The sequence below is a fragment of the Streptomyces sp. NPDC001002 genome (genome assembly GCF_053599215.1).
In genome coordinates this window covers 24,296-36,100 of the sequence record NZ_JBSFLV010000099.1, presented here as the reverse complement: position 1 = coordinate 36,100, position 11,805 = coordinate 24,296, and the positions used below count along the sequence as shown (strand labels likewise).

11 protein-coding genes are annotated in these 11,805 nt (G+C 71.1%); 9 read left to right on the top strand and 2 right to left on the bottom strand.

What is annotated here, in order from left to right; genetic code table 11:
* On the bottom strand, positions 1-693 hold a 693-nt coding region (locus ACWDR3_RS33905), incomplete at its 3' end, for a FadR/GntR family transcriptional regulator (RefSeq protein WP_450356384.1).
* Positions 694-857: 164 nt separating this feature from the next.
* On the opposite strand from ACWDR3_RS33905, the gene ACWDR3_RS33900 reads away from it, so the two are divergent.
* The 8 genes from ACWDR3_RS33900 to ACWDR3_RS33865 all read left to right on the top strand — a co-directional run bounded on the left by ACWDR3_RS33900 (position 858) and on the right by ACWDR3_RS33865 (position 8,869).
* Positions 858-1,931 (top strand): sugar ABC transporter substrate-binding protein, encoded by a 1,074-nt coding sequence (locus ACWDR3_RS33900; RefSeq protein ID WP_450356383.1) that lies wholly within the window; start codon positions 858-860, stop codon positions 1,929-1,931.
* Positions 1,928-3,439 carry a sugar ABC transporter ATP-binding protein gene (locus ACWDR3_RS33895; protein WP_450356382.1) on the top strand — a complete coding sequence of 504 codons (1,512 nt, stop codon included), beginning with the start codon at positions 1,928-1,930 and terminating at the stop codon, positions 3,437-3,439. Before ACWDR3_RS33900 ends, ACWDR3_RS33895 begins: the two co-directional genes overlap by 4 nt.
* Positions 3,432-4,457 carry an ABC transporter permease gene (locus tag ACWDR3_RS33890; RefSeq protein ID WP_450356381.1) on the top strand — a complete coding sequence of 342 codons (1,026 nt, stop codon included), beginning with the start codon at positions 3,432-3,434 and terminating at the stop codon, positions 4,455-4,457. The genes ACWDR3_RS33895 and ACWDR3_RS33890 overlap by 8 nt, the downstream gene beginning before the upstream one ends.
* 105 nt (positions 4,458-4,562) lie before the next feature.
* Positions 4,563-5,921: an L-fuconate dehydratase gene (locus tag ACWDR3_RS33885; protein WP_450356380.1), complete on the top strand. Its 1,359-nt coding sequence runs from the start codon at positions 4,563-4,565 to the stop codon at positions 5,919-5,921.
* A complete protein-coding gene (locus ACWDR3_RS33880; RefSeq protein ID WP_450356379.1) occupies positions 5,918-6,673 on the top strand; it encodes an SDR family NAD(P)-dependent oxidoreductase in 756 nt (251 codons plus the stop codon). Before ACWDR3_RS33885 ends, ACWDR3_RS33880 begins: the two co-directional genes overlap by 4 nt.
* Positions 6,670-7,737, top strand: coding sequence for an aldo/keto reductase (locus ACWDR3_RS33875; protein ID WP_450356378.1), 1,068 nt, complete (start codon positions 6,670-6,672; stop codon positions 7,735-7,737). The genes ACWDR3_RS33880 and ACWDR3_RS33875 overlap by 4 nt, the downstream gene beginning before the upstream one ends.
* Complete coding sequence (locus ACWDR3_RS33870; protein WP_450356377.1) at positions 7,734-8,048, top strand: L-rhamnose mutarotase; 315 nt, start codon at positions 7,734-7,736, stop codon at positions 8,046-8,048. Before ACWDR3_RS33875 ends, ACWDR3_RS33870 begins: the two co-directional genes overlap by 4 nt.
* Entirely contained in the window at positions 8,045-8,869 is an 825-nt protein-coding gene (locus tag ACWDR3_RS33865; RefSeq protein WP_450356376.1) for an amidohydrolase family protein, read from the top strand. The genes ACWDR3_RS33870 and ACWDR3_RS33865 overlap by 4 nt, the downstream gene beginning before the upstream one ends.
* 40 nt (positions 8,870-8,909) lie before the next feature.
* Here the strand turns inward: ACWDR3_RS33865 and ACWDR3_RS33860 are convergent, their stop codons facing one another.
* Positions 8,910-10,334: a lipase maturation factor family protein gene (locus ACWDR3_RS33860; RefSeq protein WP_450356375.1), complete on the bottom strand. Its 1,425-nt coding sequence runs from the start codon at positions 10,332-10,334 to the stop codon at positions 8,910-8,912.
* 147 nt (positions 10,335-10,481) lie between these two features.
* On the opposite strand from ACWDR3_RS33860, the gene ACWDR3_RS33855 reads away from it, so the two are divergent.
* Complete coding sequence (locus ACWDR3_RS33855; protein WP_450356374.1) at positions 10,482-11,753, top strand: DUF6777 domain-containing protein; 1,272 nt, start codon at positions 10,482-10,484, stop codon at positions 11,751-11,753.
* The last annotated feature ends 52 nt before the right edge of the window (positions 11,754-11,805 follow it).

Below are 11,805 nucleotides of genomic sequence, written 5' to 3'. Positions count from 1 at the left end.
CCGCAGCCACTGCTCCACCTCGCCCACATGCGCGGCCGCCGCCGCCCGTGCCGCCTCCGGGTCGTGGGCGACCAGGGCCCGGTGGATGGCCGCGTGCTCGCGCCGGGTGCGTTCGAAGGCGCCCTCCTCCTGGTAGCCGCGCCAGACCCGGGCCCGGAAGGTGCGGGAGGACAGGCCCTCCAGGATGGCGGCCATCGTGTCGTTGCCGGCCGCCGTCGCGATCTCGCGGTGGAAGGCGAGGTCGTGGGCGAGGATCTCCTCGGGGTCGTCGGTGGCGTTCATCGCGGTGAGGTGCTTCTCCACCTCGGCGAGCTGGTCCGGCGTGATCCGGGCCGCCGCCAGCGCGGTCGCCGTCGACTCCAGGACGCGGCGCACCTCAAGGAGTTCCACGAGCTGCGGTCCCCTGGACAGGTCGGCGACCACGCCGAAGGTCTCCAGGAGATCGCCGGCCTCCAGCTGGGTGACGTAGATCCCGGAACCGTGCCGGGCCTCCAGCACGCCCAGCACCGTCAGCGCGCGGATCGCCTCGCGCATCGAGCTGCGGGAGATGCCGAGTTGGACCGCGAGATCGCGCTCGGTGGGCAGCCGTTGGCCGGGTTCCAGGCGCCCCTCGCCGATCATGCCCTTGACCTGCTCGATGGCGCGCTGGGTCACGGTGCCCTTCTGCGGAGCCGTCTCGGCCGTCTCGTCCACGCCGTTCCTCCAGTCACCGGGTGAGCCGCAGTCTAATCGGCACAGTGGTCGGACCACTACGGCCTGAATCAAGGAAAATCTGCCGCTGGAGGGTGTTCTTTCGTCGGAGTGGTCTGATAAGTATGCGGTCATCTGCTCGAACAAGCTCAACGAGGAGCCGCCAGATGCCCGGCAGGACAGTGGGGAAGCGCAGCAGGTTTCGATTGGTCGGTGCGGTGGCCGTGGCGGCGAGTGCGTCGCTCGCGCTCGCCGCGTGCGGCAGCACCAAGGACACCGGCGGCTCCGGCAGCGCGGGAGGCGGCGGCACCGGCAAGGTCGGGGTGATCCTGCCCCTGCTGACCTCGCCGTTCTGGCAGTCGTACAACGACTACGTGCCGAAGATGGCCAAGTCCGAGGGTGTCGACGCGCTGAAGACGGTCAACTCCAACAGTGACCCGGCCCAGCAGATCACCGACATCAACAACCAGCTCAACCAAGGCGTGAAGGGCCTGGTCGTGGCCCCGCTGGACAGCGCCGCGATCGAGGCCGGACTCGACCAGGCCGACCGCAAGGGCGTGCCCGTGGTCGCGGTCGACGTGGCGCCCGACAAGGGCAAGGTCGCGATGGTCGTGCGCGCGAACAACGTGGCGTACGGCGAGAAGGCCTGCGAATACCTGGGCCAGCACATCACCAGCGGCAAGGTCGTGCAGATCATGGGCGACCTGGCCTCGGTCAACGGCCGCGACCGCTCCGAGGCCTTCCGGGACTGCGTGAAGACGAAGTACCCCAAGCTCAAGGTCCTGGAGATCCCGGCCAAGTGGGAGTCCGACACCGCGGCCTCCAAGCTGGACACCCTCCTCAACGCCAACCCGGACATCAAGGGCATCTACATGCAGGCCGGCGGTGTCTACCTGGCGCCGACCCTGCAGACCCTCAAGTCCAAGGGCCTGTTGAAGACGGCCGGCACGGCGGGCCACATCACGATCGTCTCCAACGACGGGATCCCGCAGGAGTTCGACGCGATCCGCAAGGGTCAGATAGACGCGACGGTCTCGCAGCCCGCCGACGCGTACGCCAAGTACGGCATGTACTACATCAAGGCCGCGATGGCGGGGAAGACCTTCAAGCCGGGTCCCACCGACCACGACTCGACCATCGTCAAGCTGCCCAGCGGCATCCTTGAGGACCAGTTGCCGGCGCCGCTCGTGACGAAGGACAACGTGGACGACCCCAAGCTGTGGGGGAACACGGTCAAATGAGCACGGCCGTGATCACGCCTCTGGTGGAGGCCGTCGGCGTCGTCAAGCGCTACGGCCCCACCACCGCCCTCGCGGACGGCCGGCTCACCGTGCTGGCCGGCGAGTCCCACGCCCTCGTCGGCCGCAACGGCGCCGGCAAGTCGACCCTGGTCCAGGTCCTGACCGGACTCCAGGCGGCCGACGAGGGCACGGTCCGCTTCGACGGCGAGCCCGCACCCGCGCTCGCCGACCGCGACGCCTGGCGCCGCAAGGTGGCCTGCGTCTACCAACACCCCACGGTCGTCCCCGAGTTGACAGTGGCGGAGAACCTCTTCATCAACCGCCAGCCGCTGAGCCGCGGCTTCATCAGCTGGCGGCGGCTGCGGAGCGAGGCGACCGAACTCCTGGACACCTGGGACGTGCACGTCGACCCGGAGGCGCGCACCGCCGACCTCAAGGTCGAGGACCGCCAAATGGTGGAGATCGCCCGGGCGTTGAGCTTCGGCGCCCGCTTCATCATCCTCGACGAACCCACCGCCCAGCTCGACAACCGCGAGATCGAGCGGCTCTTCGGCCGCATGCGCGGCCTCCAGGACTCGGGCGTCACCTTCCTGTTCATCTCCCACCACCTTCAGGAGGTCTACGAGGTCTGCCAGACCGTCACCGTGCTGCGGGACGCCCGCTGGATCACCACGGCCCCCGTCGCGGACCTGCCGCGGGCGGCCCTGGTGGAGGCGATGGCCGGGGAGAGCCTGGAGACGATCGCCGAACAGGCCGTCCAGGAGAAGCTCGTCGACGACAGCGCGCCGGTCCTCCTCGACGCCCGCGGGCTCACCGCGGAGGCGTACCAGGACATCGACCTGACCGTCCGCCGCGGCGAGGTCGTCGGGCTCGCCGGCTCCAGCGGCAGCGGCAAGATCGAACTCGCCGAGTCCTTCGCCGGGTTGTACACGCCGGCGGGCGGCACCGCTCAACTCGACGGCAAGCCCCTCCCGTTCGGCGACGTGCAGTCCGCGCTGCGGGCCGGCGTCGGCTGTGTACCGCGCGACCGGCACGAGCAGGGCCTGGTGGCCGGCATGACCATCGGCGACAACGCCACCATGAGCGTCCTCGAACGGCTCGGCCGCTTCGGCTTCATCGGCACCGACCGCAAACGCGGCTTCGCGACCGAGCTGATCGAGCGCCTCGACATCCACGCCGAGGGCCCCGAACAACCCGTCTCCGACCTGTCCGGCGGCAACGCGCAGAAGGTCGTCATGGCCCGCGCCCTCGCCTCCGAGCCGCGCCTGCTGGTCCTCATCAACCCCACCGCGGGCGTGGACGTGAAGTCCAAGGAGTCGCTGCTCGCCCGCGTGGACAGTGCCCGCGAGGACGGCAACGCCGTGCTCGTCGTCTCCGACGAACTCGACGACCTGCGGCGCTGCGACCGCGTCCTCGTCCTCTTCCACGGCCGCGTCGTCGCCGAGTACTCGGCGGGCTGGCGCGACCACGAGCTGATCGCCTCCATCGAAGGAGTGGACCATGGCTGACACCAAGGCTCCGCCGGTGAAGCCGGTGAGCATCCCCGACACCCGTTCGGCGAGGGCGGTGCTGGTCCGCCGGGCCCGCGAACTCGCCCTCGTCCCCGCGCTGTTGGTGCTCCTGCTGCTCGGCGCGGTGCTCAACGACTCCTTCTTCACCGAAGCCAACCTGATCTCCATCCTGGCCTCGTCCGCGGCGCTCGCGATGGTGGTGCTCGCCGAGTCGCTGGTGCTCATCACCGGCAAGTTCGACCTGTCCCTTGAGTCGGTCGTCGGCATCGCGCCGGCGGTCGCCGCGCTCCTGGTGCTGCCCGCCGCCAACGCCGGCTGGGGCACCGAACTCCCCGCCGGACTCGCCCTGTTGGCGATCCCCCTGGTGGGCGCGGCGATCGGCGCCTTCAACGGCATCCTCGTGGTGAAGGTGAAGCTCAACGCGTTCATCGTCACCCTCGCCATGCTGATCATCCTGCGCGGACTCCTGGTCGGCGCCACCAAGGGCAAGACGCTCTTCGGCATGCCGGACTCGTTCTTCTCCCTGGCCACCAGCACCTTCCTGCGTATCCCGCTGTCGGTCTGGGTGGGCGCCATCGCCTTCGCCATCGCCGGGTTGATCCTCAAGTACCACCGCCTGGGACGCTCGTTGTACGCGATCGGCGGCAACCTGGAGGCGGCCCGCGCCGCCGGTATCCGCGTCGACCGGGTACGGCTCGGCGTCTACGTCGTCGCCGGTGTCCTCGCCTCCGTCGGCGGCCTCATGTACACCGGCTACGTCGGCGCGATCGGCGCCAACCAGGGCCAGAACATGATCTTCACCGTGTTCGCGGCGGCCGTCATCGGCGGCATCAGCCTGGACGGCGGCCGGGGCACGATGTTCGGCGCCCTCACCGGCGTACTCCTGCTGGGTGTCGTGAAGAACATGCTCACCCTGGCCCAGGTGCCGTCCTTCTGGATCGACGCCATCTACGGCGGAATCATCCTGGTCGCCCTCATGATCGCCCGACTGACGACGGGCCGCGCCCAGGACTAGGACCCGGCCCGCGACGCCGAGCGGAATCCGACCGGAGCCCGGCGGAATCCGAGAAGCCAGGGCCCGTCCGCGCCTCGCCCCCCGCCACCGACCGAAAGGCCCTACGTGTCCCCGACGCCCGTCCCGTCCTTCCGCATCACCGCGGTCGACACCTACGACATCCGGTTCCCGACCTCGCGCGAGCTCGACGGCTCCGACGCGATGAATCCGGACCCCGACTACTCGGCGGCGTACGTCGTGCTGCGCACGGACGCGGCGGACGGCGAGCGGGGGCCGGAGGGGCACGGGTTCACCTTCACCATCGGGCGGGGCAACGAGGTCCAGGTCGCCGCGATCCACGCGCTGCGCCACCATGTGGTCGGCCGGTCCGTGGACGAGGTGTGCGACGACCCGGGGGCGCTGTACCGGGACCTGATCGGCGACAGCCAACTGCGGTGGCTGGGGCCCGAGAAGGGCGTGATGCACATGGCGATCGGCGCGGTCGTCAACGCCGTGTGGGACCTCGCGGCCAAGCGCGCCGACAAGCCGCTGTGGCGCCTGCTCGCCGACGCCGAGCCCGAATGGCTGGTCGGCCAGATCGACTTCCGCTACCTCACCGACGCGCTCACCCCCGAGGAGGCCCTGGAGATCCTGCGCCGGGGCCGGGCGGGCGCCGCCGAACGCACCGCCGACCTGCTCGCCCGCGGCTTCCCCGCCTACACCACCTCCCCGGGCTGGCTCGGCTACAGCGACGAGAAACTCACCCGGCTCGCCGCCGCGGCCGTCGCCGACGGCTTCAAGCAGATCAAGCTGAAGGTCGGCGCCGACCTGGACGACGACATACGGCGCTGCCGGGTCGCCCGCGAGGTCGTCGGCCCCGACATCCGCGTCGCGATCGACGCCAACCAGCGCTGGGACGTGGCCGAGGCGATCCGCTGGACCAAGGCGCTGGCCGAGTTCGACCCGTACTGGGTCGAGGAGCCCACCAGCCCCGACGACGTCCTCGGCCACGCGGCGATCCGCGCCGCCGTCGCCCCCGTCAAGGTCGCCACCGGCGAACACGTCCAGAACCGGATCGTCTTCAAACAGCTCCTCCAGGCCGGCGCTCTCGACGTCGTCCAGATCGACGCGGCCCGCGTCGGCGGAGTCAACGAGAACCTCGCGATCCTGCTGCTCGCGGCCAAGTTCGGCGTACCGGTCTGCCCGCACGCCGGCGGCGTGGGCCTGTGCGAACTCGTCCAGCACCTCTCGATGTTCGACTACGTATCGGTGGCCGGCACCGTCGAGGACCGTGTGATCGAATACGTCGATCATCTGCACGAGCACTTCCTCGAACCGGTGGTGATCAGAGAGGGTCACTACACGGCACCCAGCGCGCCGGGCTTCTCGGCCGCCATGCGGCCGGAGTCCATCGCGCGGTACACCTTTCCCGGCGGCGCCTTCTGGGCCGCCGACCTGGACGAGAAGAAGGGACGGGCGGCATGACCGACTTCGACGGGCTGAAGGCCCTGGTCACCGGCGGCGCCTCCGGCATCGGCAGGGCGACGGCCGAACTCCTCGCCGCACGCGGCGCACAGGTCGCCGTCCTCGACCTCGACCCGTCCTCGGTGGAGAAGCCGCTGCTGGGCTACCGGGCCGACGTCAGCGACGACACCTCGGTACGGGAAGCGGTGGCGGCCGCGGCCGCCGAACTCGGCGGCCTCGACGTGGTGATCAACAACGCCGGTGTCGGCGCGCAGGGCACCGTCGAGGACAACGACGACACCGAGTGGCACCGCGTCCTCGACGTCAACGTCGTCGGCATGGTCCGCGTGACCCGCGCCGCGCTGCCGCACCTGCGGGAGTCGCAGCACGCGGCCATCGTCAACACCTGCTCGATCGCGGCCACGGCGGGCCTGCCCCAGCGAGCCCTGTACAGCGCGACCAAGGGCGCCGTGTACTCCCTCACCCTCGCCATGGCCGCCGACCACCTCCGCGAGGGCATCCGCGTCAACTGCGTCAACCCCGGTACGGCGGACACCCCTTGGGTCGGCCGACTGCTGGACTCGGCCACCGACCCGGCCGCCGAACGGGCCGCACTGGAGGCCCGCCAGCCCAGCGGACGGCTCGTCTCGGCGGACGAAGTCGCGGGCGCCATCGCCTACTTCGCCAGCCCGCTCTCCGGCGCCACCACCGGCACCTCGCTCGCCGTCGACGGCGGCATGCAGGGCCTGCGACTGCGCCCGGCGGGCCAGTGAGCACCCTGGGCCGGAGCGGAGTCCCGGTCAGCCCCCTCGGCCTCGGCGCCGCCCCGCTCGGCAACCTCTACACCGAACTTGGTGAGGACCAGGCCCACGACGCCGTCGCCACCGCCTGGCAGCACGGCATCCGCTACTTCGACACCGCCCCGCACTACGGCATCGGCCTGTCCGAACGCCGCCTCGGCGCGGCTCTGCGCGAGCACCCGCGGACCGAGTACACGATCTCCACCAAGGTCGGCCGCCGCCTGGAACCGACACCGGAGGCGACCGGCGACGACCTCGCCAACGGCTTCGCCGTCCCCGCGACCCACCGGCGCGTCTGGGACTTCACCGCCGACGGCGTCCGCCGCACCCTGGAGTCCAGCCTCGAACGCCTCGGCCTCGACCACGTGGACGTCGTCTACCTCCACGACCCCGACGAACACGCCGAAGAGGCCTTCCGCGAGGGCTATCCCGCCCTGGAGAAGCTCCGCTCGGAAGGCGTGGTCCGTGCGATCGGCGCCGGGATGAACCAGACCCCGATGCTCACCCGCTTCGTCCGCGACACGGACATCGACGTCGTGCTGTGCGCCGGCCGCTACACGCTCCTGGACCACACGGCCCTCGCCGACCTCCTCCCGGCGGCCCAGGAACGCGGCACGTCCGTCGTCATCGGCGGCGCCTTCAACTCCGGCCTGCTGGCCGACCCGAAGCCCGGCGCGACCTTCGACTACGCCGCCGCACCACGGGAGTTGCTGGACCGCGCCCTGCGCCTGAAGTCCCTCGCCGAGCAGCACGGCACCACGCTCCGCGCCGCCGCCCTGGCCTTCTGCGCCGCGCACCCGGTGGTCGCGAGCGTCCTGGTGGGCGCGCGGACGGCGGCCGAAGTCCAGGACTGCGCGGAGCAGTTCGCGGCGCCCGTACCGCAGGTGTTCTGGACGGAGCTGCGCGCCGAGGGTCTGATCCCGTCGAACGCACCCGTGCCCACCGCCTCCGCGTCCACCGCGAACATGCCCTCCGCGTCTGGGCCTTCGGCACCCGCGCCCTCCGCCTCCGCGCCCCCTGCCGAGGAGCCGTCATGAGAGTCGCCCTGCACACGAAGGTCCGCGCGGACCGCGTCGCCGAGTACGAGGCCGCCCACCGCGAGGTCCCGAAGGAACTCACGGCCGCGATCCGCGAGGCCGGCGCCACCTCCTGGACCATCTGGCGCAGCGGCACCGACCTCTTCCACCTCCTGGAGTGCGAGGACTACGCCCGCCTCCTCGCCACGCTCAAGGAACTCCCCGTCAACGTCGCCTGGCAGGCACGGATGGTCCAGCTCCTCGACGTGGTCCACGACTACTCCGACGGGGGCGACGGCGCGAGCCTTCCCGTCGTATGGGAGCTGCCATGACCGTCGACGCCCACCACCACGTCTGGGACCTGTCCGTCCGGGACCAGGACTGGATCCCCGAAGGCAGCGTGCTGCGCCGGGACTTCGGCCTCACCGACCTCGCCCCCGAGGCCCGCGCGGCCGGAGTCGACCGCACGGTCCTCGTGCAGACGATCACCGTGCCGGAGGAGACCCCGGAGTTCCTGGCTCTGGCCGACGCCCACGACCTCGTCGCCGGCGTGGTCGGCTGGACCGACCTCACCAGGCCGGACGTGGCCGACGAACTGGCCCGGCTGCGCGAACTCCCTGGCGGCCACTACCTCAAGGGCATCCGTCACCAGGTCCAGGGCGAGCCCGACCCGGAGTGGCTGCTGCGCCCCGACGTCCACCGCGGCCTGGCGGCGCTCGCGCAGGCGGGCCTGGTCTACGACCTGATCGTGCAGCCCCACCAGCTCCCCGCCAGTGCCAAGGCCGCCGCCTCCCACCCCGAACTCACCTTCGTCCTCGACCACTTGGGCAAGCCGCCGATCGCGTCCGGAACCCTGGACGCCTGGGCCGCCGACTTCCGCGCCCTCGCCACCCTGCCCAACGTGGTCGCCAAACTGTCGGGTCTGGTCACCGAGGCGGACCCGGAGACGTGGACCGTCGACGACCTGCGGCCCTCCGTGGACGTGGCCCTGGACGCCTTCGGCCCCGACCGCCTGATGTTCGGCTCGGACTGGCCGGTGTCCGTGCTGGGCGCGACGTACGGACAAGTTGTCGACGCGGCACGGGAGTTGACACCCGAGTCGACGCACGCCCAGATCTTCGAGGCGACGGCCACGCGGGTCTACGGCCTCTGACGACTTCGAGAGCGTCTGAGGACTACGAAGCCTCTGCCGACTACGAGTTCTGAGCCACCCCGGCCAGCCGCGTCGGCGGCAGATACTCCCGCACGAACGTCCGCTCCCACCACGCCCCCGTCTCCCGCAACTCCCGCCAGTTCGTGTACCGGTACCGGAACAGCCGCGCGCGGACGAAGCGGGGCGGGGCGTCGGGCGGGAACGGGGAGCGGCGCAGGAGCCGTAGCGTGTCGCGGTCGTTCTCCAGCAGGCGCTCCACCAGCGCGCCGAACCACGGCTCGGCGTAGGCCGGTGACAGCGCCGCGAACCACATCAGCCAGTCCAGCCGCAGATGGTACGGCGCGAACTGGCGTGGCAGGCGCCGCGGATCACCCGGCTTGCCCTTGAACTCGTACTCCCGCCACTCCGAGTCCTCGCGGGGCACCTCCGCCGCCGTGCCCTCGATCACCACTTCGTACCGGACCCGGCTGACGGTGCCGAACGCGCCGTAGGTGTTGACCAGATGGAGCGGGTCGAAGGAGCGGTTCATCACCTGGCGGCGGGAGAGCATGTTGCGTGCAGGTCGGTAGCTCAGGCCGACGAGTACAGCGGAGACGGCGAGGACCAGCACCTCGTACCAGAGCGGGGCGGCGGGAACGGACGACGGTGCCTTGCCCGGGAGTTCCAGCGCGGAGAGCGCGAGCACGATGGTGATCCAGTTCAGCCAGGAGAAGTTGCCGGACAGGACCAGCCACAGCTGGGTCAGGATCATCAGGGACGCGGCGGCCGTGGCGATGGGCTGTGGGGTGAACAGCAGGACGGGCACGACGAGTTGGGTGACATGGTTCGCGGCTGCCTCGACCCGGTGCAGGGGTCGGGGGAGATGGTGGAAGAACCAGCTCAGCGGGCCCGGCATCGGCTGCGTCTCGTGATGGTGGTAGAGGCAGGTCAGCTTCCGCCAGCAGGCGTCGCCGCGCATCTTGATCAGACCCGCGCCGAACTCGACGCGGAACAGGATCCAGCGCAGCAGGAACAGCAGCACGATCGGCGGGCCCACGTCGTCGTTGCCGAGGAGTACCGCGACGAAGCCCACCTCCAGGAGCAGCGACTCCCAGCCGAACGAGTACCAGGTCTGCCCGACGTTGACGATCGACAGATACAGCCCCCACGGGATCAGCCACAGCAACATCCCGGCCCACAGCGGGAGTTGGGAGTCCAGCCCGGCGAGCAGAGCAGCTGACACCGCGCAACCGGTCCAGGCGCAGGCCGCGAAGAAGCGGTCGGAGTAGTGCAGTTGGAAGACGCTGGGCGCCTGTCGGAACGGGACGCGCGCGACCAGCCGGGGAACGGGAAGCATGCCGCGCTCACCGAAAAGCGCGCGGAACTGCAGGGCCGCCGTCAGGAACGCCACCAGATACACACCGGCGAGAGCCCGCTGGAAGACCACTCGGCTCCACCAGTACCCGGATGCGGTGAACCACTCCACGGTCGCCCTGCCTCCCTCCGTCGCCGCTCGCCCTGTGCGCGTCGGAACCCTATGTCACTCTCCGTATATCCCGCCTCCGCTTGCGTAACCCAAGTGAGTGACGCAGACAATGGTGACGAACTGCCTTCAGCGAGGCGGGAGGATCAGGTGCGCACAGTCACCGGAACCATCGCCACAGCCTGCGCGCTCTCGGCGGCGCTCTTCGTCGCCGGTTGCGGAGGCGACGGCGCCAAGGACACGAAGTCGAGCGGCGAGGTCTTCCTGCAGCCGGCCGCTGCGCAGGGCCCCGACCCCTTCACCGAGTCGACGGCCACTGCGACCGTCACGCCGACGCCGGCCACACCGACGTCCGCCACCTCGTCGCCGGCCACCCGAGAACCGCGACCGGCCCGCACAGCCGAAACGGCATCAACCGCGCCGCCGGCATCGGCCGCCGGTCAGCGCGTCCGTTCCCTCCCGGGCGGCACCCCAGGCCTCTACGCCGGCACCGCACGCGTGAGCAGCTGCGATGTGAACCGGCAGATCGCCCACCTGACCGCGGACCCGTCCAGGGCCCGCGCCTTCGCGCAGTCCGAGGGCATCTCCCAGGCCTCCGTCCCCGCCTTCCTGCGCGGCCTCGCCCCCGTGACACTGCGCGCCGACACCCGGGTCACCAACCACGGCTACCGCGCCGGACGGACGACCGGCTACCAGTCCGTCCTCCAGGCCGGTACCGCCGTGCTCGTGGACAACCGCGGCACACCCCGCGTCCGCTGCGCCTGCGGCAACCCGCTGCGGTCACCGGTCGCCCAGCACGGCGGCTACGCGACAAGCGGCCGACCCTGGTCCGGCTACCGGCCCGCGCAGGTCGTCGTCGTGGTCCCAGCCCCCCAGGTGATCACCAACATCACGATCATCAACGTCGCGGACAACACCTGGATCGAGCGACCCATCGGCCACGACGTGCACCACGACCACATCGTCCAGCCACCGCTCCCGTTGACCCCGACGCCCACTACGCCCACGCCCACACAGGGCCTGGGGACTCCCACGCCGAGCCCGGACGACAGCGGGTCGAGCCCCGGCGCCTCACCGCGGGAGGACAGCACGTCCCCGACCGGCGAGAGCGATGAGAGCGACGAGAACGCCGTCACCTCCCCGTCGGCCACGGACTGCGTCACCCCGACCGTGACCGTCACCCCGGGTGCCACCGATGACGTGGTCCCGTCCCAGCCGCCCGCCGCCCTCCCGGCCTGCCCCACGGCGACGGTCACGGCCCCACCGCCCACGACCGCGGCCACGACCGCCCCCGACTCCGTCACGCCCGCCTCCCCGCCGGACCCCGCCGACGAGATCGGGCCCGAGACGGTCCCGGAGACCCCGGACCTGCCCGACGGCGGCGGTCTGATCCCCGACGACACGGACGCCTTCGACGGCTGACCCCGGCCCCGGCGAACCGTTGGCCTCCGCCCCGGTCGGGACCGTACCGAAC